The sequence below is a fragment of the Kitasatospora sp. NBC_00458 genome (assembly GCF_036013975.1).
In the GTDB taxonomy this organism is placed as follows: domain Bacteria; phylum Actinomycetota; class Actinomycetes; order Streptomycetales; family Streptomycetaceae; genus Kitasatospora.
The window spans coordinates 2943947-2963581 of record NZ_CP107904.1 but is presented as its reverse complement, the minus strand read 5'-3'; the positions used below and the strand labels follow the sequence as shown (position 1 = coordinate 2963581).

The window sequence follows — 19635 nt, the reverse complement described above, 5'->3', positions numbered from 1 at the left end:
GCGGGTAGGCGACGGTAACGAAGAAAAGCATCCCGGATTGTAAGGTCCCTACATCGCGCTCAACTGGACTCCCCGACGGCTGTGAGCCGGCCCAGCGCCAGTGCGATACGCAGGGTGAACGCCGAACGAACGTCGGAAGGAGCGTAGCCCGTGACGTCGGTCACACGTCGAAGCCGGTAGCGCACCGTGTTCGGGTGGACGAAGAGCATCCGGGCGGCTCCCTCCAGCGAGGAGGCCTGCTCCAGGTAGACGCTCAGGGTCTCCAGCAGCGCGGACCCGGCTTCGTCGAGCGGTGTGTAGATCTCCTCCACCAGCTGGCGGCGGGCCGCCTGGTCGCCGGCCAGTGCCCGCTCCGGCAGCAGGTCGTCGGCCAGCACCGGTCGCGGGGCGTCCGGCCAGGCCGCGCAGGCCCGCAGACCGGCCGCCGCGGCGTGCGCCGAGCGGGTCGCCGACAGCAGGTCCGGCACGGTCGGGCCGACCACCACCGGGCCCGCCGCGAACTGGCCGATCAGGGCCCGGGCCGCGTGCACCGGCTCCTTGTCGCCGCCGACCACCACCACCAGGCGCTTCCCCAGCACCCCGGTCAGCACGTGCAGCTTGGCGTACCGCGCGGCCCGGCGGATCGCCTCGACCACCAGCTCGCTGTCACCGTCCGGGGCCGAGCCCATCACCACCCGGACCTGGCTGGGCTGGCCCCAGCCGAGCGCGGCGGCGCGTGAGAGCACGCCCTCGTCGGCGTCCCCGGAGAGCAGCGAGTTGACCACCAGCGCCTCCAGGCGGGCGTCCCAGGCGCCCCGGGCCTCGGCGGCCTGGGCGTACACCTGGGCGGTGGCGAAGGCGATCTCCCGGGCGTAGACCAGGACCGACTCGCGCATGTCCGCCTCGTCGCCGGGGGAGGCCACCTCCTCGATCGCCTCCTCCATCACCTCGATCGTGGTGCGGATCAGCTCGACGGTCTGGCGCAGGGTGATCGCCCTGGTCAGCTCGCGCGGCGCGGTGCCGAAGACGTCGGTGGAGATCGCCTGCGGGGCGTCCGGCTTGCGGTACCACTCGGTGAAGGCGGCGATGCCGGCCTGGGCGACCAGGCCGATCCAGGAGCGGTGCTCCGGCGGCATCCGCCGGTACCAGCCGAGCTGGTCGTCCATCCGCGCGATCGCGGCGGAGGCCAGTTTGCCCGAGGACTTCTCCAGCCGCTTCAGCGTCGCGGCCCGGCGCTCGGCGCGCTCGGCGGCGAGTTTGCGCTCCTGCGCGGTCAGGCGCGGCGCCGCGCGGCCCGGCCGGTCCCTCCCGGCGCCGGGTGTCGGAGCCCGCCCGCTCTTGTCGGGCTTGGCGGTCGGATCGCTCTTGGAGTTCGCGGAAGCGGCTGGCACAAGGACAAGACTGCCTCACCGGAGTGACTGCTCGTGCACGCCCCCCGGCGGAGCGGCACGGCGGCCGCCGCCGCACCCGCTACCGTGGGCCCGTGACCGACGCCCCCGCCCGCCCGCGCGCCGATCTGCGCCGAACCGCCGAACGCCACCTCTCCGCCCCCGCCGAGGGCATCGAGACCAGGCACGCCTTCTCCTTCTCCGGGCACTACGACCCGAAGAACACCCACTTCGGCGCGCTGCTCGCCTGCAACGAGGAACTGCTCGCCCCGGGCGTCGGGTTCGACGAGCACAAGCACCGGGACACCGAGATCCTCACCTGGGTGCTGGAGGGGGCGCTGGCCCACCGGGACTCGCAGGGGCACGGCGGCGTGGTCCGCCCCGGCATGGTCCAGCACCTGAGCGCGGGTTCCGGCGTCACCCACACCGAGCGGAACGTCGGCGGCGCCGCGGGCCCGGTCCGGTTCGTGCAGATGTGGCTCCAGCCGGACGCCTTCGACGCACCCCCGGCGTACGGGCTGCGCCGGGTGGAACCGGCCGACGGCGGGTTGACACTGCTCGCCTCCGGGCTGGACCGGGACGCCGGGACGGACGCGCTGCGGCTGCGGCGCAGCGACGCCGCGCTCTGGCTGGTGACCGCCGGGCCCTGGCAGCCGCTGCCCGAACTCCCGGCCGCCGCCTGGCGGTACGCGCACCTGACGACCGGCTCGCTCGGCTACCGGACGGTGCCGGGGCCGCAGGGCGGCGGGCGCTCGATGGAGCCGGGCGACAGCGTGCGGATCACCGGCGGCGCCTTCGCCGCGCCGACGGCCGGCGGGACCGGCGCCGAGCTCCTCCTCTGGGAGATGCACTCGCCGGTCTCGTACGGCTGAGCGGGCGCGGATCCCGGGCCCGGTGTCCGGTTCGCGCCCGGAGCCGGGGCGGGCGGTGGCCGCGTCCCGGGCCCGGGGGCGTTCCCGTCAGACCTCGGCGAGCTCGGCGAGCACGGCGTCGCCGAGCACCGGCCAGACCTCGGCGGCCCACGGCCCGAAGTCCCGGTCGGTGAGCGCGATGCAGGCCGCGCCGGCCTCCGGGTCGACCCAGAGGAAGGTGCCGGACTGGCCGAAGTGCCCGAAGGTGGCGGGGGAGTTGGCGGTGCCGGTCCAGTGCGGCGCCTTGCCGTCCCGGATCTCGAAGCCCAGGCCCCAGTCGTTCGGCCGGCGGTGCCCGAAGCCGGGCAGCACGCCGCTGGTCCCCGGGAAGGCGACCTCGCGGGTGGCGTCGCTCAGCGTGGACGGGTCGAGCAGCTTGGGCGACTGCAGCTCGGCCGCGAACAGCGTGAGGTCGGCGACGGTGGAGAGCCCGCCGGCGCCGGCCGGGGTCCGGTGCGCGGTGTTGATCAGGGTCGAGCGCATGCCGAGCGGCTCGAAGACGGCCTCCGCGGCGTACCGGCCGAACTCGATGCCGGCGGCCTGCTGGAGGGTCTGCGCCAGGACGTCGAAGCCGGCGTTGGAGTAGAGCCGGCGGTTGCCGGGGGCGGCCATCACCTTGTGCTCGTCGAAGGCCAGGCCCGAGGTGTGGGCCAGCAGGTGGCGCACGGTCGAGCCCTCCGGCCCGGCCGGGTCGTCCAGCTCGAAGACGCCCTCCTCGACCGCGACCAGCACGGCGTACGAGGTGAGCAGCTTGGTCACCGACGCCAGCGGGAACAGGTGGTCCTGCGGCCCGTGCGCGCCCAGTACCGCGCCGTCCGCACCCCGCACCACGGCCGCCGCCGCGTTCGGCACCGGCCAGTCCTCGATCTTCCGCAAGCTCTCCATGGGCCCGACTCTAACGGGGAGGCCCGGGCCGCCGGGATGGCAGGCTTGCCCGGAGCGCATTCCAGGCCGTCGGCGCCGACGGCCCCGTCCGTCACCGGGGGTTCCACCATGGCCTTGCCCGCTCCGCTCGCAGTGGATCCGCGCACCTGCTCCGACGTGTTCCGCACGCCGGTCGGCGAGCCGGACCGGACGCCGCGGCACACCATCGGCGAGGTGGCGGCGGCCAGCGGACTGACCGCCCACACCCTGCGCTGGTACGAGCGGATCGGCCTGCTCGACCCGGTGGACCGTTCGGCCTCCGGCCAGCGCCGGTACTGCGACGCCGACCTGCACCGGCTGGCCTTCCTGGGCCGGCTGCGGCTGACCGGGATGACGGTGGCCGGGATGCTGCGGTACGTGGAGCTGGCCCGTGCGGGCGACCGGACCCTGGAGGACCGGCGGGACCTGCTGCTCGCCCACCGGGAGGAGGTGCGGCAGCAGGTCGCGGACCTGCACGCGACGCTCGCCGTGCTCGACCACAAGATCGACCTGTACGCCGGGCGGATCGCGGGGAGCGGCGAGGCGCGGTAGCCCGCCGGGCGGGTGGAGCGGGTGGAGCGGGCGGCCGGCGGTTCGCGGCCCGTCCGGCCGGGGCGCCGGGCCGGCCCGAGGGCGGGCCCGGTACCCCGGCGGCCGGTTCAGACCTCGCGGCCGAGGAAGGCGGCGAGCCGGGTGTACGGGTCGGCGCCGGCCGGGGCGGGGAGGGCCGGGCCGAACGGGGCGCCCTCGCGCCCGCCGGCCGGCAGCACGGCCTCGGCGATCGCCAGCGCGGTCTCGGCCAGCCGCTCGTCCAGCGGGACGCTGCTGCCGAGCGCCCGGGCGATGTCCCAGCCGTGGGTGACGGTCTCCAGCACGTAGCCGCCCACCGCGGCCCGGCCCGGCACCTCGCCCCAGGGCGCGAAGGCCGGGCGGTCCAGTCCGGCGTCGTCGGCCCAGGCGGCGGTCACCCGGGCCCGGGCCCGGTCGAGGGCGGCCGGCCAGGCGTCGTCGGCCAGTTCGCCGGTCATCGCCGCGACGTCCTCGCTGCGGCCGCCCTCACCCATGTACGCGAGCCGGTGGACGCCGCCGACCACGTGGCCGAGCAGCGTGCGCAGGTCGTACTCGGTGCAGGGGGTGGGCCGGTCGAGGGTGTCCGGGCCGGCTTCGGCGATCAGCTTCTCCAACTGGCCGAGGGCGAGCAGGTACAGCGGGCGCGGGTCCTGGGTGGTGTCCACGGGGGATCAACTCCATCGGTACGGAGGGTTTTTCGTCTCGGGAGGCAATCTCCCGGTAAAACCTGACATCCGACGTCAGGTTTTCTGCGATCCTCGTTCCCATGAAGGCCGACCGCCTGCTCTCGATCCTGCTGCTGCTCCAGACCCGCGGCCGGGTGCCCGCCACCGAACTGGCCGAACGGCTGGAGGTGTCGGTCCGCACCATCTACCGCGACGTCGAGGCGCTCTCCACGGCGGGCGTCCCGGTGTACACCGAGCGCGGCCGGCACGGCGGCATCAGTCTGCTGCCCGGCTACCGCACCGACGTCAGCGGGCTGACCGCCGACGAGGCGCGCGCCCTGTTCGTGCTCTCCGCCCAGGGCGCGCACACCGACCTCGGGCTGGACGGCGCGCTCGGCTCGGCGCTGCGCAAGGTGATGGCCGCGCTGCCCGCCCCGCACCGCCCGGGCGCCGAGCGGATCAGCGAACGCGTCCTGGTCGACCCGGCGCGCTGGCTGCAGGCCGGCGCCCCGCCCGGGCCGGACCTCGGCGAACTCCAGTACGCCGTCTTCGCCGACCGCCGCCTGCGGCTGCGCTACCGGCACAGCGGCACACCCGGCCCGGTGGAGTACACCGTCGACCCGTACGGCCTGGTCAGCAAGGCCGCCGTCTGGTACCTGGTGGCCGATCTGCAGGGCGAGCCGCGGCTGTTCCGGGCCGACCGGGTCCTGTACGCCGAGACCTCCGAGGAGCCGGTGCGCCGCCGGCCGGCCCTGGGGCTGGGCGAGGTCTGGGCGGTGCTGCGCGAACAGGTGGAGCGGCTGCCCAAGGAGGTGCGGGTCGCGGTGCGGGTGCGGCGCGGGCGGCTGGACATGTTCGTCCGGATCCACGGCGGCCGGCTCGCCGCCCCGCCGCCCGAGTCCGGCGGCGGGGCGCCGGAGGACTGGGTCGAGCTCGGGCTGGGCTTCCAGTCGCTGCCGGCCGTCCGCGCGCTGCTCGCCTTCGGGGCGGACGCCGAGGTGCTCTCGCCGCCGGCCGCCCGCCGGGAGATGGCCCGGGCGGCCGCGGAGGCCGTCCGGCTCTACCAGGACCTGCGCTGACGGGCCCGCGGCCGGATCCGACCGGTCCGCACCTGACGGGCCCGCACCTGACGGGCCCGCACTTGACGGGGCCGCTCCCGGTCCGGTGGTGCGGGCCGTCCGGCCGGCGGGTCGGGACCGCACCGCGGAGCCCGGCCGCACCGTAGGTCTTCGAGGCACTGAGGGGCCCGGCCGCACCGCTGGTCCCGGAGGCCCGTCAGGCCTCGGGGGCCGGGCGGACCACGTCCTGGTAGGCGCCGAGCGCGACGGCCGCGAAGTTGTGCAGGCTGTCGGTCCCGGCGGCGAAGTAGCCGTTGTGGCCGGAGGAACGGGCCGAGGACACCTGCTCGGAGCCGAAGTCCGCCGAGGTCGGGTCGGCGCCGTGGCCGAGCCCGCCGAACTCCAGGTACGGCACGTTGCCGATCCAGTCGCTCTCGTTGCGGGTGGCCCAGACGTGCACGCCGTCGCCCAGCTCCGAGGTGCTCTCCACGCCCATGCCGGGGGAGCCGAAGACCACCAGGTCGGTGATCCCGGAGGTGTCGGACGGCGAGGCGGCGGCCCGGGGGATGTCCGGGGCGGCGGTGCCGCAGACCACCGAACCGTAGGAGTGGCAGAACAGCGCCGGCGGCGCCTCCGGCCGGGTGGTCTCCCGGAGCCCGGCGAGCAGCCGCTGCAGCCGGGGGGCGCCGACGTCGGCGAGCCGGGAGGTGACGGCGTCCGGGCCGAGGCCGGACGGGGTGACGTAGCCCGTCCACGCGACCACCGCGGTGTGGGTGCCCGGGGACTGCCGGCGCTCCTCCGCGTACAGCGCGCGGGCCATCCCGGCGGGGGAGCGGAGCGGCTCGACGGCCTGGTCGAAGTGGCCGAGGTCGGCGTCCGACCCGGGGACGATCACCGCGACCCGGTCGGCCGAGGAGAGGTCGCCCCAGACCTCGGTGAGCAGGCCGCGGCCGCGCGGGTCGAAGGCGAGGATCTGCCGCCCGGCGGCGAGCAGGCTCTCGACGTCGTTGGCCCGGGAGACCGCCAGCGCGTGCAGGCCGGAGTCGAGCGCGGGGTCGGCGGCGCGGGCCCGGGCGCGGTCGCGCTCGGCGGCCAGCGCCACCCGGTTGGCCCGGTAGCGCAGCGCGAGCGGGGCGCCGTCGAAGTTGCCGACCACCAGCGGGTACGCCTCGACCAGCCGGTCGGTCTCGGCGGGGGTGAGCCGGGCGAAGAACTCCGCGGCGGCGGCCGGCGTGGTGGTGGCCGGGTCGGGCAGGTCCAGCCCGTAGGAGTGGTCCTCGACCCAGGCGGCGCTGCCGGCCGGGGGTGTCGAGATGGCCAACTGTTCAGTGGCCGCGGCGGCCTGGGCGGCTGCCGCACCCGCGTCGGCGAGGACGGCGCAGCCCGCGAAGGCACCGATCAGGACATGCTTCCACCGCCGACGGCGCATCGCCTCAACTCCCTGAGAGTCCCGTCACCGATCCGCGGGCGGGGCCCGAAGGGTGGTACGACTGCCAACTTCCCAACGCAAGAGTAGGGGGCGGGGGCGGGACTGGGCGCACCTTAAACTGTGGGATGGATCACATGAACCGGAGGTAACCGATCGGGCGTCACCCGGAAGGGCCCACCCCTCTCGAAGGCGAGGGTCCGGGGTCCCTCCTCACGCTCCCGCCTGCCCGGCGTCGAACTCCCGGACCAGCTTCTTCGGTGCGGCGCGCCGCCAGGCCTCGGTCAGCAGGTCCCGCAGCTCCTCCCGGTCGACCAGGTCGAGCCGGACGCTCACCCACCCGTGCCGGCCGACGTACGGGGCGTAGGAGAAGACCTCCGGCTCGGCGGCGAGCAGCTCGGCCTGGTCCTCGCGGGAGGCCTTCACGGTGACGGACTCCCCCTCCGGGGAGCCCATCGCGAAGACCTTCGCACCCACCCGCAGGGTCTCGATCTCCCAGGTGGGCTGCTGCGCCGCCTGCGGCAGGGCGAGTGCCATCGCCCGGAACTCGTCGAAGGTCACCATGGCCGCAGCGTAGAGCAGGGGTACGACGGTCCGCCCCCGGCGCCGGGGGCGACGGGGGCGGACGGGGTGCCGCGGGTCGGTCCGGCCGGGTTCAGCTCAGCGAGTTCCAGGCGGAGCAGGAGCGGTCGCCGCTGATCAGCCGGTCCGGGTGCCCGCTGCCGTCGGCCACCGAGATGCGGCGGTAGTTCTCACCGTGGAACACCCAGTACTCGCTCTTCCCGCCGACCCGCTGGCGGTCCGGGACGGGCAGGAAGCAGTCCACCCGGCCGACGCCGTTCAGCGAGCCCCACTGGGAGAGTTCGCGGTCGGTGCGCTCCAGCACGTCGGTGTGCGCGGCGCCGTCGGCCACCGAGATCAGCCGGTACTGCTGGCGGCCGCCGGTGGTGTGGAAGCACCAGTACCAGCTCTTGCCGCCGACCCGCTGCTGGTCGGGCACCGGGAGGAAGCAGTCCACCTTGCCGATGCCGTTCAGCGAGGCCCAGGAGGTGAGGTCGCGGTCCGGGCGCTCCAGCGTGCCGGTGTGGGTGCTGCCGCAGGTGAGCGAGACGGCCCGGTACTGCCGGCGGCCGCCGGTGGTGTGGAAGCACCAGTACCAGCTCTTGCCGGCGGGGTTCTGCAGGTCGGGCATCGGCAGGACGCAGTCGATCCGCTCGATGCCCCGGAAACACGCGTGGCCGCTCAGCGCGCTGTCGCCCTTGACCACCCGGTCGGTGTGGGCGGTGCCGTCGGCCACCGAGATCTTCCGGTACCGGTCGCCGTGGCAGGCCCAGAACTGGCTCTGCCCGCCGAGCCGCCACTGGTCGGGGACGGCGACGATCTCGTCGCACGGGTACGCCGTGCCGGGCTGCGGGCCGGGCTGGCCGCCCTGCTGGGTCTGCCCCTGCCCCTGGCTCCCGTTCTGGCCCTGGGCGCCGCTCTGGCCCCGGCCGGTGAGCTGCCCGTCGCTGAGCGCCTTCAGGGTGCTGATCGACGGCGCGAAGGCGTAGACCGACCCCTGGGTCTGGACGAACTGCTGGAAGTTCAGAGGTGTGTGCCGGATCGCGCCGTCCGGGCCCCGGCTCTCGAAGTCGACCTGGTCGGCCTCCTGGGTCACCGGGTCCTTGCCGGGCTCCGGGTTGCGGCCGGGCGGGAAGTCCGGCTGGTCCATCCAGTCGGCCTGGATGAACTCGAACTGCCGGGCGATGTCGGCCTGGTAGCAGACGAAGAGCAGGCCGCGCGGGTCGTCGGGGCCGCCCGGGCCTTCGGAGGCCGGGTCGAAGGGGTGCCCGTACGGCGCACCGCGGCGGATGATCCGCCGGCCGTCCAGGACCTTGGCGTCCAACGGCGGCGCACTCGGGTCGGGCGCCTGCAGGCCGGCCCGCGGGCTGGTCTTGCGCAGGTGCGAGAAGAGCGGGGTGGCCAGGCCCTCCAGGTCGTCCCGGAAGTCGAAGTCGTTGTCCGACGAGGCCGCCGGGTCGTTCGGGACGTCCCGGTCCTGGTGCTTGCAGACCGGGGCTCCGGAGCGCCAGCGGCCGACCAGCCGGGCGGCCAGCCATTCGGCGGTGGCGGAGTCCGGGACGGCCTTGGCCTGCTTGAGCTCCTTCAGCTTGACCGAGACCTGGGCCCACCAGCCGGGCACGTCCTGGGACAGCCGGCGGACCACCTGGAAGGAGCCGTTGCGGGCCCACTCGGGGAACTCGGTGGCGCTGCCGGGGGCCGGCTGCTCGCCGACGACGAACTCGCCGGCCGGGACGATCCGGGTGCCCGGGTGGCCCTCGACCTCCTCGGGCCGGTTCGGGTCGGGCCGGTCGAAGAAGCGGACCCCGGGCTCGCTGATGCCGTCCTTGAAGCCGAAGTGCTCCTTGCCCCGCCGACTGCCCTTCAGGGTCTGGGCGTTCTGCTGGAACACGATCACGATCCGGTCGGCGGCGGCCGCCTCGCGCTGCGCCTCGACGGTGGTCCGGAGGTCCTCCTCGGTGTCCGAGGCGATCGTCAGCACGGCGTGCACCGGCTGGCTCCGGCCGTTGCCGAAGAGCCAGTTCTCCGGGGAGTTGTCGCCGGTGTCGCCGAGCGCGCCGGCCCGTTTGGCCGAGCCCTCCTTGAACGCCTCCAGGCCGCTGCCGGGCGGCGGGGGCTGCGGGAACGGGTCGGTGGCGGACAGCTGGCGCATGCCCTCGTAGGTCAGGCCGAGGCCCAGCCAGGTGGCCTTGAGGGCCCTAGGGTCGTCACCGCCCGAGGACTTGCGGGCCTCGCTGAAGGCCGCGTTGAAGTCGGCGACCTGGCGGGTGGTGGCGATCTGCGGGGCGAGCCGGCGCAGCCAGTCGCGGGCCCGGGCGGCGTCCTCGAACTTGAGGAACAGCACGGAGACGTTGTCCTTCTTGAAGCCGGCGATGATGTCGCCCTGGATCTCGTCGCTCTCGCGCAGACGCAGATCCGTCGGGGTGGTCATGGGGGTGTTCTCCTCGTCGTGCGGGGTCGTGCGTGGGTGCGGGGGAGGGACGGCCGGTCAGGCCGTGGAGCTGAGCTGCACCCACTTGGCGACGGAGGGCACGCCCTGGTCGTTGAGCAGGAAGAGCATGTACCAGCCGGGCGGCGCGGCCTTGGCGTCCGGCGGGGCCTGGAGTTCCAGGCGGTTGCCGGCCCGGCTGGTGAGCCGCAGTTCGAGGTGGCGCTGGCTGGTGTTGACCGAGTGGGTGGCGGTGGTCGGCGAGAGCAGCACGGCCTTGGAGACGAGGCCGGGCGTGGTGGTGGTGACGAGGAAGTTCTTGTCGTAGCCGATCGCCGTGGTCGGGGCCCGCTCGATCGAGGGGCGGTTGCCCTGGTGGAGGTAGGCGGGCTCGTAGATCTCGATGCTGCCGTTCATGTCGTCCCGGATGTCCGGGTCGTTGGCGAGCTGCTGGAGCTCGTCGCCGGTGACCATGATCCGGCCGTCGGGCATCACCACGGCGTTGGAGTGGTAGCCGCGCGGCAGCCGCTGGACGGGGCCGAGCTTCCAGTTGCCCTGCGCGTCGCGCAGTTCGGTCTGCCGGTACTTGAGGTCGGCGTTCGGGTTGTAGGGGCCGTTGCCGTAGTCGCGGATGTCGTACGAGCCGTTGACGGTCAGCAGGGTGCCGTTGGGCAGCAGCAGGGTGTCGTCCTGGGTGCGGCCGAAGGCGCGGGACTTCTCGGCGGTCCAGTTGCCGTTGGAGAAGCGCAGGGTGCTCGGGTTGTCCCGGTCGCCGCCGAGGAACAGGGCGGAGTCCGGGCCGTTGGGGCCGCCGGGGAGGGGGACGGCCGAGCCGTAGTTGCGCTTGCGGCCGTCCGGGCGGGCCAGCAGGTCGCGGCGGGTCTCGTTGACCGGGTCGAAGGCCCACTGCTCGTCCGGCTGGCGGCCGAAGGCGTAGACGTTGCCGTCGCGCAGCGAGAACAGGTGCGGGTAGTCGAGGCTGAAGGGGGCGTCGGCCTTGAAGCGGTCGACCGGGGTGTTCCTCGGGGTCTCGGTCTTGAGCGAGGGCACGGGGTGGGTCTTGGCCGGGAACCGCTCGACCACCGGCGTCGGGGTGCCCCAGCCCAGTTCGGACTGGCCGGACATGATCAGCTGCCGGCCGTCCGCGCCGGTGACCACCGACGGGTACCAGCGGCCGACCGACATGTCGGGGTTGCGGGTCCAGGTCTCGGTCCAGGGGTCGAAGATCAGCGACAGCTTGGCGCCGGTGCCGCCGTTGCCGCCCAGGTTGCCGCCGAAGACGCCGAGCATGCCGTTGGGGAGGAAGGAGTGGCCGGCGCAGAAGAACGGCGCGGGGCGCAGCTCGCCGAGGCCGTCCGGCATGTCGATCACCGGCGGGGTGACCTTGGTGAACGAGTCGGTGCCGGTTCCCTTGGCCGGGTCCCAGAGGAAGGCGCGGCCGGCGTTCTCCTTGCCGATGGTCTGGGTGGGGGCGGGTTCCTTCTCCGGGTTGGTCTCGATCCGTTCGAAGGAGAACAGCAGCACCTTGCCGGTCGGCAGCATGGCGATGTGGGCGGCGAAGTCGGGGGAGGGGAAGTACGCCTTGAACGCGCCGAAGACGGTGGGGTCGAAGCCGGCGTTGATGCTGGTCTGGGAGTCCGTCAGGGCCTTGAGCCGGTTGGTGCGGGTGGTCTGCGGGTACTCGCCGACGCCGCGCATCGCCGCCCGCGCGCTGGCGTGCTCCTCGGCGTGCTCCTGGCCGAGGGCGGCGACCTCGTCGTCCCGCAGTTCGGCCTGGACCCGGGGGTCGGCGATCCGCGGGGCGGTGCCGGCGGGGGCGTCGGCGCCGGCCGGGTCGTGGTGGCCGGAGCCGTGGGTGCCGACCAGGGCGGCGGCCGGACCGGCGGCGGTGAGGACGGTGCCGGTGGTCAGCGCCCAGACCACGGCGGTGGCGACGGCGGTGGCGAGTCGGCGGCGGGTCCGGGGCCGGTCGGCGGGCCGCGGCGGGGACGGGGACATGGAACTCCTCTGAGGTGGGGGGCTTCAGGAGCGGGGGAGATCGGGGTCGGACGGCGCGGGCGGCCGGGCCGTGGGCGGGCGCGGACGCACCGGTGGTCGCCGACCGTCACAGAACATCACAGTGCGTGGTGGTTCGCATGCGGATGCACTGCGTTCGGCGGGCGGGGCGGAGCGGGGGCGGGAGCGTCGGCGGAGGAGGCCGCGGGCGGCGGGGGAGCGCATGCGGGAGAGGGGCGTGGGCCAGTCGGCCCACGCCCCTCTCCCGCCTCGACCGCCGGGAGGCTCAGACCACGCCGAGCGCGTACGCGGCGAAGAACGCCGCCCCCGCCCCGGCCGCCGCCCTGACGGGCCGGGAGAAGGCCGACCACGGTCCGTCGAACCGCCGGGTGAACCACCCGATCCCGATCAGCACGGCACCGAACAGCGGCAGCAGCGCGAGCCGGACGGCCACCCAGCCGAGCGAGTCCGGCGCCGCGGTCAGCCCCGGCACCTCGCCCAGGACGGCCGCGCCCGGCACCGCGACGGCCAGCATGGCGCTCTGGTGCCAGCAGAAGATCGTCATCGCCGACAGGTTGACCGCGACCACCGGCAGCCACAGCAGCGGACGGCGGGTCAGCAGCCGGCCGAGCCGTTCGCGCAGCAGCACCGCGGCGCCGCACTGCACCGAGGCCAGCGCCAGCACCAGCAGGGACGGCGGGTGGGAGTTGGTCCGCTCGGCACCCGGCACGCCGACCATGCTCGCCGGGTAGTGCCAGAGCAGCAGCAGCGCGGCGAACAGCACGCCGCCGCCGAGCAGCAGCAGGCGGGCGGCCGGACGGCCCAGTCGGCCGCGCGCCCAGAGCACGCCGAGCTGGTAGCCGAAGAGCCAGCCCGGAAGGATGTTCAGCAGCCCGACCCAGGACGGCACCGACTCGGCCCACGGCCCGTACCGGAGCAGGTCGACGACGGCGACGGCGGCCAGCAGGACACCCGCCGACCAGCCGCCCAGCCGGCGGGCGGCGGCCACGCAGAGCGGGGTGAGCGCGGTCAGCCCCAGGTAGACGCCGATGTACCAGAGCGGCTGCACCACCAGCGTGGACCCGGTCCGCACGGTGTCGGCGGGGACGCCGAGACGCGGCAGCAGCGGGATCAGCAGGGCCCAGACGGCCGTCACCCCGAGCACCGGGCGGAGCAGCCGGACGGTCCGGCCGCGCAGCCAGCTGCCGAGGCCGACGCCCTTGGCGCGGGCCCGCTCCAGCGAGCGGACCGAGGAGTGGCCGCCGACCAGGAAGAACACGCCGAGCATCTGGAGCACCCAGCTCAATGGGGCGAAGAAGCCGAGCGAGGGCGAGGAGAGCGGGCTGGCGTTGTGCAGCGCGCCGTCGGGGGAGAGGCCGAACCCGCCGAGCAGCCAGTGGCCGACCGGGACGGCGAGCAGGGCGAGCGCGCGCAGGCCGTCGAGGGCCCGGTCCCGGGTCTCGGGGGTGCGGGCGTCCACCTGGCGGGCGGCCCGGCGCAGGGCGGTGAGCGGGCTGGACATGACGGGGTCTCCGTTCGCGGGTGTGGCGCAGGAGCGGGGCGGCGGTGCGGGGCGGTGCGGGGGCGGGGCGGCGCTTGGCCGGAGACGCCGGGCGGCGGGCCTGGTGGGCCGGGCGGGCCGGGCGTTGAGGTGCCGGGCCGGGGTCAGCGGCCGAGCGCGACGTCGGCGAAGGCGGCCAGCGAGGCGGTGCCCGGGGCGAAGTAGCCGGTGTGGCCGTGCGATCCGGTGGCCGGCAGCGGGCGGGCGCCGAACCCCCGGCCGGTCGGGTCGGCGCCGTGGCCGAGGCCGAGGAACCGGACGAAGGGCACGTTGCCGATCCAGTCCGAGCCGTTCCGTTCGACGGCCCACAGCGGCACCCGCGGGTCCAGGTCGGCGGCCGAGTCGACGCCCAGGCCCGGCGAGCCGAGCACCACCACGCCCGAGGACCGCTCCGGCCCCGGCCGGGCCAGCCCGCAGACCACCGAGCCGTAGCTGTGGCAGAACACCGTGGCCGGCGCGGCGGGTCGGGTGGTGGCGGCGAGCCCGTCGAGCAGCCGGGCCAGCCGGACGGCGCCGGCCTCGGCCAGCGACTCGGTGGCGGCGTCCGGGCCGATCCCGACCGGGGTGGTGTAGCCGGCCCAGGCGACCACCGCGGTCTGCCCGCCGGTGGCCCCGAACAGCGCGCGGGCCATCCCGGCCGGGGTGCCGTACGGGTCGCCGGCGCGGTCGAAGGTGCGCAGGTCGATGTCGGAGCCGGGGACGACGACCGCGGTCCGGCGGGCGGCGGCCAGGTCGCCGTACACCTCGGCGATCTGGCCGCGGCCCCGCGGGTCGAAGGCGAGGAACCGCCGGCCGCCCTGCTGCGCCCCGTCGAGCAGGGTGCGGTACCGCTCGGCGCGCTCCCGGGCGGCGGCCCGGTCCCCGGGGGTGAGCGACGGGTCGGCGGCGCGGGCCCGTTCCCGCCCGAGCTCCTCGGCCAGCGCGGACTCGTTGGCCCGGTAGCGGAGCCCGACGGGCGCGCCGTCCAGGTTGCCGACCACCAGCGGGTGGCGGACGGCCAGCGCGTCCCGGGCGGCGGGCGGCAGCCGGTCGAAGAAGGCGGCCACCTCGGCGGGGGCGGCCGTGGCCGGGTCGGGCAGCCGCAGGCCGAGGGTGGTGTCCGCGGTCCAGGCGGCCGTGCCGGGCGGCGGCCCGGTCACCGCCGGCCGGCCGGCGGCGGTCCAGCCGCCCGCTCCGAGGAGGGCGGCCAGCACCAGGCCGGCGGCGGCGACCGACCGCCGGATCCGTCGGGGCCGCTGCTCGTCGCGCCGCCGGTTGCGCCGCCGGGTGGGCTGCTGCCGCATGTCCGTTCTCTCCCTCGTCCGTTCGGTCTCGACGGGGAGGACGGTAGGAACGCGACGGCCCCGCGGACGTCACTCCGCGGGGCCAACTCCCGGGTGGTACCCGGGTATCACTGGGGTTTTCCCCACCGTGGGGGCTGGGGGAGGCCCTACTGGCCGGGCGTCACCAGGCCGGACTCGTAGGCGAGGATGACCGCCTGGGCGCGGTCGCGCAGGTCGAGCTTGGCCAGGATGCGGCCGATGTGGGTCTTGACGGTCTGTTCGGCGAGCACCAGCCGGCCGGCGATCTCCTGGTTGGACAGGCCGCGGGCGATCAGCTCCAGTACCTCGGTCTCACGCGGGGTCAGCCCGTTGAGCCGGAGCTTCGGGTCGCGGCGCCTGGCGGGCCTGGTCCGGGCGAAGTCCTCGATCAGCCGGCGGGTCACCGAAGGGGCGAGCAGCGCCTCGCCGGCCGCGACCACCCGGACGGCGGCGATCAGGTCGGCCGGCGGCGCGTCCTTGAGCAGGAACCCGCTGGCCCCGGCCCGCAGCGCCTCGTAGACGTAGTCGTCCACGTCGAAGGTGGTGAGCATCAGCACCTTCGGGCGGTGCGCGCCGGGTACGGCCGGGTCGAGCAGTCGGCGGGCCGCCTCCAGGCCGTCCATCACGGGCATCCGGACGTCCATCAGCACCACGTCGGGGTGGGTGCGGCCGGTCACCTCCAGGGCCTGCGCGCCGTCCGCCGCGTCCCCCACCACGTCGATGTCGCTCTGGGCGTTGAGCAGGGCGGCGAAACCGGCCCGCACCATCGCCTGGTCGTCGACGATGATCACGCGGATGGTCATGCGGTGGTCTCCCGGTCGTCGTCCGGCCGCTGCTACGGCCGGGCCGGCGGGGTGCCGGTGGACCGAGTATCCGTCAGGCCGTCGAGCGGGAGGACGGCGGCCACCTTGAAGCCGCCGTCCGGCAGCGGCCCGGTGTCCAGCCGGCCGTCCAGCAGCCGGACCCGCTCGCGCATGCCGACCAGCCCGTGACCGGTGCCCTCGGCCGAGGACTCCAGCGACTCCGCCCGCTCGGGCGGGGCCGCGTTCACCACCGTGACCAGCAGGGACGCGTCCGCGACGGTCAGCGAGACCCAGGCGCCGGCGCCCGGGGCGTGCCGGACCACGTTGGCCAGCGCCTCCTGGACGATCCGGTAGACGGAGAGGTCGACGGCCGGCGGCAGCTCGTCGGCCAGGTCGGCGTCGACCGCCAGTTCGGCCGCCACCCCCGCCCGGCGGACCGTCTCGACCAGCTGGCCGAGCTGGCCGACCCCCGGCTGCGGCGCCTTCTCGGCGCCGGACTCCTCGCTGCGCAGCACGCCGAGCAGCCGCCGCATCTCGGCCAGCGACTCGCGCGCGGTGCCCGCGATCGCGGTGAACTCCTCGGCGGCGTCCGCCGGGACGCCCGGTATCCGGTAGGGCGCGCTGGCCGCCTGCACGGCGATCACCGACATGTGGTGGGCGACCACGTCGTGCAGCTCCCGGGCGATCCGGGCGCGCTCCTCCAGCAGGGTCCGCCGCTCCCGCTCGGCCTCGCTGATGTGCTCCTGCTCGACGAGCAGCCGCCGGGCCTCGGCCCGGTCCCGGAACGACCAGCCGAACAGCAGCACGGCGCCGCTGAGCGCGGGCAGCAGCACGGTGGTGCCGTCGCCGCCGCGCGGCAGCCCGAGGGTGAGGGTGAGCCCGGTGAGCAGCACGGTGGCGACCCAGACCGCGACCAGGGTGGCCCGGCTCTCCCGCAGGGCGAGCGCGAGCAGCAGGAAGAGGTAGGCCAGGATCATCGGGGCCGACCACGGCCAGGTGCCGCCGGTGTGGTCGTGCCGGGCGGTGACGGCGGCGGTGGCGACCAGGGCGGCGGCGCCGATCCACCACGCGGCCAGCGGGCGGGTGACCGCCAGCAGCAGCGGGGCGGTCAGCGCGAGGGTGAGCGCGGCGGCGACGGGCAGGGCCACGTCGAAGGAGCCGGTCAGGACGGTGATCCCGGTGGGGATCAGCGAGGCCTGGAGGACGAGGGCGACGAGGTACGGCAGGCGCCGCCGCCAGCGGCGCGGGGAGTCGCCGAGCAGGGGGGCGTGCCCTCCGGTGGGCGTGCTGAGGTGGTGCCGGAGGGTCCCGAGCAGGCGGTGGGCTGTCGTCCGGGCGGTGGCCTTGCTGAGCGTCTTCATCGCGGGCCAGCCTAGGAGCGGCGCCGTCCGCCCGTCGTCGGACCGTGGGCAGAACTTTCGGGCCGTGCCGGGGCCCGGGGTGATACCCCGGTATGACCCGGGAGTCGGACCCCGGTGCGCCCCGGTGGGCCCCGGCGCGTCCCGGTGGGCCCCGGCGCGTCCCGGTGCGCCTCAGCGCCGCCAGTCGCCGGCCAGGGTGGGGCCGAGCTGGTCGAAGTGGCGGCCGATCAGAGCGATCATGCCGTCCGGGCCGTCCTCCTCCTGGTCTGCGGTCCAGGACAGGTGGGCGGCGCGCAGCACGCCGCCGAAGACGGCGGCCATCACGGCGGGCCGCAGGTCCCGGGTGAGGTCGAGGCCCTCGCGCTCGGCGATCACCCGGGCGACCACGCGTTCCTGCTCGGTGACCCGGCGCAGGTGGGCGGCGAGCAGGGTGGGGGTGTCCTCGATCATCCGGATCAGTTCGAGCGCGCTGGTCACCGAGCCGGGGCCGGTGCGGTCCGGGGAGCCCAGTTCGCGCCAGGACTCGACGATCGCGGCGCGCAGTGCCTGCAGCGGGTTCTCGTCGGCGGGGCGGGCCCGGAGCCGGTCGATGAAGTAGTCCTCGGCGTCGGCGAGGACGGCGAGCGCGACCTCGTCCTTGTTGGCGAAGTAGCGGAAGAAGGTGCGCTGCGAGACGTCGACGGCGGCCGCGATCTCGTCGACGGTGGTCCGGGCGAAGCCCTGGCCGAGGAACAGCTGGTGGGCCGCCTCGATCAGGGCGTCCCGGGTGCGCCGTTTCTTGCGCTCGCGCAGTCCGGGGCCCGGCTCCGGCTCCGGGCCGCCGGGGGCCCGGCCGGCCGGGGCGGTGGCGGGGGGTGCGGGCTGAGCGGCCATGGCGGGTGCCCTCCGGACGGTGGTGCGGCTGGGGTGTCGGGGCACAACTCTAGCCGTGTGACAAATGTCAGCCACGGCCAGAAGTCAGTGTTTGCCGAATGTCAGTCACTGACATAATCTGCCGGAGTGGCGCCCGTCGGGCCGGGGCACTCGTGGGGACGGGTGGGCCGGGGCGCCACGACCACGTTCGCCGCAGTCAGCCCCCGGAGGGCCCAGATGAGCCAGTCCGTCGTCAAGAGCGCCGAGGCGGACGTACCGCCGCCGGCCGCGCCGTCCGCCGGGAGGGGCCTCAAGGGGCACCCCTGGCTCACCCTCCTCACCGTCGCCGTCGGCGTGATGATGGTGGCCCTGGACGGCACGATCGTCGCGATCGCCAACCCGGTGATCCAGGCCGACCTCAAGGCCGCGCCCTCCGAGATCCAGTGGGTCACCAGCGGCTACCTGCTCGCCCTCGCGGTCTTCCTGATCACCGCCGGCAAGATCGGCGACCGGTTCGGCCACAAGAACACCTTCCTGGTCGGCGCGGTCGGCTTCGCCGCCACCTCGGCGGCGATCGGCTTCGCCGGGAACATCCAGACCGTGATCGCCTTCCGCGTCCTCCAGGGCCTGTTCGGCGCGCTGCTCCAGCCGGCCGCGCTCGGCCTGCTGCGCGGGGCCTTCCCGGCCGAGCGGCTCAACATGGCGATCGGCATCTGGGGCGGGGTGATCGGCGCCTCCACCGCGGCCGGCCCGATCGTCGGCGGCCTGCTGGTCGAGCACGTCAGCTGGGAGTCGGTCTTCTTCATCAACATCCCGGTCGGACTCATCGCGCTGGCCCTCGGCCTGTGGATCCTCAAGGACGTCCGCGCCGAGAACGCCGCGAAGTCCTTCGACGTCCCCGGCATCGTGCTGCTCTCGGCGGCCATGTTCGCGCTGGTCTTCGGCATCATCAAGGCCCCCGAGTGGGGCTGGGGCGACCTCTCCACACTGCTCTTCCTGGGCGGCGCCGTGGTGCTGATGACGCTCTTCGCGTTCTGGCAGCGGGCGGCCCGCGAGCCGCTGATCCCGCTCGGCCTGTTCCGCTCGCTGCCGCTGTCGGCCGGCACCCTGCTGATGGTGCTGATGGCCTTCTCGTTCTTCGGCGCGATCTTCTTCGTCACCTTCTACCTGCAGAACGTGCACGGCATGTCGCCGGTCGAGGCGGGCGTCCACCTGCTGCCGATGACCGGCATGATGATCGTCGGCTCGCCGGTGGCCGGCGTCGCCATCGGCAAGCTCGGCCCGCGGATCCCGATCGTGGCCGGCATGCTGATCACCACCACCGCGATGATCGGCATGGCCACCCTGGACGCCGGTTCCGGCAACGGCGCGATGGCGCTCTGGTTCGTCCTGATGGGCCTGGGCATCAGCCCGGTCATGGTCGGCGCCACCGAGGTCATCGTCGGCAACGCCCCGATGGAGCTGTCCGGCGTGGCCGGCGGCCTCCAGCAGTCCGCGATGCAGGTCGGCGGCAGCCTCGGCACCGCCGTGCTGGGCGCGCTGATGGCCGCCAGGGTCACCGACGTGCTGCCGGGCAACTGGGAGAAGGCCGGTCTGCCGCCGGTCGACCCCGCCCAGTCCGAGGGCCTCAACCAGGCCGCCCAGCTCGGCATCGCCCCGCCCGCTCCGGCCGGCACCCCGCAGCAGGCGGTCGACGCGATGGCCGGCGCCGTCCACGACTCGTTCGTCAGCGGCATGTCGCTCGCCTTCGCGGTCGCCGCCGTGGTCGCCTTCGCCGCCGCGCTCCTCGGCCTCCTCACCCGCCGGGGCGCCACCGACGCCGGCCCCGCCGTGCACATCTGACCCGCCCCGTACAGCCCGCGCGGCCCCGGAC

16 protein-coding genes are annotated in these 19635 nt (G+C 75.1%); 4 read left to right on the top strand and 12 right to left on the bottom strand.

Going from position 1 to position 19635, the window contains the following annotated elements; translation table 11 throughout:
* Positions 1 to 59 precede the first annotated feature (59 nt).
* Positions 60 to 1256, bottom strand: a complete 1197-nt coding sequence (locus OG550_RS11675) for a PucR family transcriptional regulator (RefSeq protein WP_327683818.1) — start codon at positions 1254 to 1256, stop codon at positions 60 to 62.
* 206 nt (positions 1257 to 1462) lie between these two features.
* Here OG550_RS11675 and OG550_RS11670 point away from each other — a divergent pair, with 206 nt between their 5' ends.
* Complete coding sequence (locus OG550_RS11670) at positions 1463 to 2239, top strand: pirin family protein (protein WP_327676665.1); 777 nt, start codon at positions 1463 to 1465, stop codon at positions 2237 to 2239.
* Positions 2240 to 2326: 87 nt separating this feature from the next.
* On the opposite strand, the gene OG550_RS11665 is transcribed toward OG550_RS11670, so the two are convergent.
* A complete protein-coding gene (locus tag OG550_RS11665) occupies positions 2327 to 3163 on the bottom strand; it encodes a serine hydrolase domain-containing protein (protein ID WP_327676663.1) in 837 nt (278 codons plus the stop codon).
* Between the two features lie 108 nt (positions 3164 to 3271).
* Here OG550_RS11665 and OG550_RS11660 point away from each other — a divergent pair, with 108 nt between their 5' ends.
* Entirely contained in the window at positions 3272 to 3733 is a 462-nt protein-coding gene (locus tag OG550_RS11660) for a MerR family transcriptional regulator (RefSeq protein WP_327676661.1), read from the top strand.
* 107 nt (positions 3734 to 3840) lie between these two features.
* Here OG550_RS11660 and OG550_RS11655 read toward each other — a convergent pair whose 3' ends face one another.
* Entirely contained in the window at positions 3841 to 4416 is a 576-nt protein-coding gene (locus OG550_RS11655; protein ID WP_327676659.1) for a TIGR03086 family metal-binding protein, read from the bottom strand.
* Positions 4417 to 4517: 101 nt separating this feature from the next.
* Between OG550_RS11655 and OG550_RS11650 the strand changes: the two genes are divergently transcribed.
* Positions 4518 to 5495, top strand: a complete 978-nt coding sequence (locus tag OG550_RS11650; protein WP_327676657.1) for a helix-turn-helix transcriptional regulator — start codon at positions 4518 to 4520, stop codon at positions 5493 to 5495.
* Between the two features lie 196 nt (positions 5496 to 5691).
* Here OG550_RS11650 and OG550_RS11645 read toward each other — a convergent pair whose 3' ends face one another.
* The 9 genes from OG550_RS11645 to OG550_RS11605 all read right to left on the bottom strand — a co-directional run bounded on the left by OG550_RS11645 (position 5692) and on the right by OG550_RS11605 (position 17783).
* On the bottom strand, positions 5692 to 6903 hold the full coding sequence (locus tag OG550_RS11645; RefSeq protein ID WP_327676655.1) for an alpha/beta hydrolase: 1212 nt from the start codon (positions 6901 to 6903) through the stop codon (positions 5692 to 5694).
* 210 nt (positions 6904 to 7113) lie between these two features.
* On the bottom strand, positions 7114 to 7464 hold the full coding sequence (locus OG550_RS11640; RefSeq protein ID WP_327676654.1) for an MmcQ/YjbR family DNA-binding protein: 351 nt from the start codon (positions 7462 to 7464) through the stop codon (positions 7114 to 7116).
* Between the two features lie 91 nt (positions 7465 to 7555).
* The gene (locus OG550_RS11635) at positions 7556 to 9892 is read right to left on the bottom strand and encodes a Dyp-type peroxidase (protein ID WP_327676652.1); all 2337 of its coding nucleotides are present in this window, start codon (positions 9890 to 9892) and stop codon (positions 7556 to 7558) included.
* A 57-nt stretch (positions 9893 to 9949) separates the two neighbouring features.
* Positions 9950 to 11887 carry a galactose oxidase-like domain-containing protein gene (locus tag OG550_RS11630; RefSeq protein ID WP_327676651.1) on the bottom strand — a complete coding sequence of 646 codons (1938 nt, stop codon included), beginning with the start codon at positions 11885 to 11887 and terminating at the stop codon, positions 9950 to 9952.
* A 283-nt stretch (positions 11888 to 12170) separates the two neighbouring features.
* Positions 12171 to 13406, bottom strand: a complete 1236-nt coding sequence (locus OG550_RS11625; protein ID WP_327676650.1) for an acyltransferase family protein — start codon at positions 13404 to 13406, stop codon at positions 12171 to 12173.
* A gap of 143 nt (positions 13407 to 13549) precedes the next feature.
* Complete coding sequence (locus OG550_RS11620) at positions 13550 to 14728, bottom strand: alpha/beta hydrolase (RefSeq protein WP_327676648.1); 1179 nt, start codon at positions 14726 to 14728, stop codon at positions 13550 to 13552.
* A gap of 146 nt (positions 14729 to 14874) precedes the next feature.
* A complete protein-coding gene (locus tag OG550_RS11615; RefSeq protein ID WP_327676646.1) occupies positions 14875 to 15549 on the bottom strand; it encodes a response regulator transcription factor in 675 nt (224 codons plus the stop codon).
* A 32-nt stretch (positions 15550 to 15581) separates the two neighbouring features.
* Positions 15582 to 16910: a sensor histidine kinase gene (locus tag OG550_RS11610; protein WP_327676644.1), complete on the bottom strand. Its 1329-nt coding sequence runs from the start codon at positions 16908 to 16910 to the stop codon at positions 15582 to 15584.
* Between the two features lie 171 nt (positions 16911 to 17081).
* Positions 17082 to 17783: a TetR family transcriptional regulator gene (locus OG550_RS11605; protein ID WP_327676642.1), complete on the bottom strand. Its 702-nt coding sequence runs from the start codon at positions 17781 to 17783 to the stop codon at positions 17082 to 17084.
* Positions 17784 to 17999: 216 nt separating this feature from the next.
* Between OG550_RS11605 and OG550_RS11600 the strand changes: the two genes are divergently transcribed.
* On the top strand, positions 18000 to 19604 hold the full coding sequence (locus OG550_RS11600) for an MFS transporter (RefSeq protein WP_327676640.1): 1605 nt from the start codon (positions 18000 to 18002) through the stop codon (positions 19602 to 19604).
* Positions 19605 to 19635 lie beyond the last annotated feature (31 nt).

What these genes read in the sequence shown, in the direction of transcription:
- OG550_RS11615 (WP_327676646.1), bottom strand. Translation starts at nt 15,549, where the DNA reads ATGACCATCCGCGTGATCATCGTCGACGACCAGGCGATGGTGCGGGCC.
- OG550_RS11645 (WP_327676655.1), bottom strand. Translation starts at nt 6,903, where the DNA reads ATGCGCCGTCGGCGGTGGAAGCATGTCCTGATCGGTGCCTTCGCGGGC.
- OG550_RS11620 (WP_327676648.1), bottom strand. Translation starts at nt 14,728, where the DNA reads ATGCGGCAGCAGCCCACCCGGCGGCGCAACCGGCGGCGCGACGAGCAG.
- OG550_RS11635 (WP_327676652.1), bottom strand. Translation starts at nt 9,892, where the DNA reads ATGACCACCCCGACGGATCTGCGTCTGCGCGAGAGCGACGAGATCCAG.
- OG550_RS11600 (WP_327676640.1), top strand. Translation starts at nt 18,000, where the DNA reads ATGAGCCAGTCCGTCGTCAAGAGCGCCGAGGCGGACGTACCGCCGCCG.
- OG550_RS11665 (WP_327676663.1), bottom strand. Translation starts at nt 3,163, where the DNA reads ATGGAGAGCTTGCGGAAGATCGAGGACTGGCCGGTGCCGAACGCGGCG.
- OG550_RS11625 (WP_327676650.1), bottom strand. Translation starts at nt 13,406, where the DNA reads ATGTCCAGCCCGCTCACCGCCCTGCGCCGGGCCGCCCGCCAGGTGGAC.
- OG550_RS11605 (WP_327676642.1), bottom strand. Translation starts at nt 17,783, where the DNA reads ATGGCCGCTCAGCCCGCACCCCCCGCCACCGCCCCGGCCGGCCGGGCC.
- OG550_RS11650 (WP_327676657.1), top strand. Translation starts at nt 4,518, where the DNA reads ATGAAGGCCGACCGCCTGCTCTCGATCCTGCTGCTGCTCCAGACCCGC.
- OG550_RS11630 (WP_327676651.1), bottom strand. Translation starts at nt 11,887, where the DNA reads ATGTCCCCGTCCCCGCCGCGGCCCGCCGACCGGCCCCGGACCCGCCGC.
- OG550_RS11610 (WP_327676644.1), bottom strand. Translation starts at nt 16,910, where the DNA reads ATGAAGACGCTCAGCAAGGCCACCGCCCGGACGACAGCCCACCGCCTG.
- OG550_RS11640 (WP_327676654.1), bottom strand. Translation starts at nt 7,464, where the DNA reads ATGGTGACCTTCGACGAGTTCCGGGCGATGGCACTCGCCCTGCCGCAG.
- OG550_RS11660 (WP_327676661.1), top strand. Translation starts at nt 3,272, where the DNA reads ATGGCCTTGCCCGCTCCGCTCGCAGTGGATCCGCGCACCTGCTCCGAC.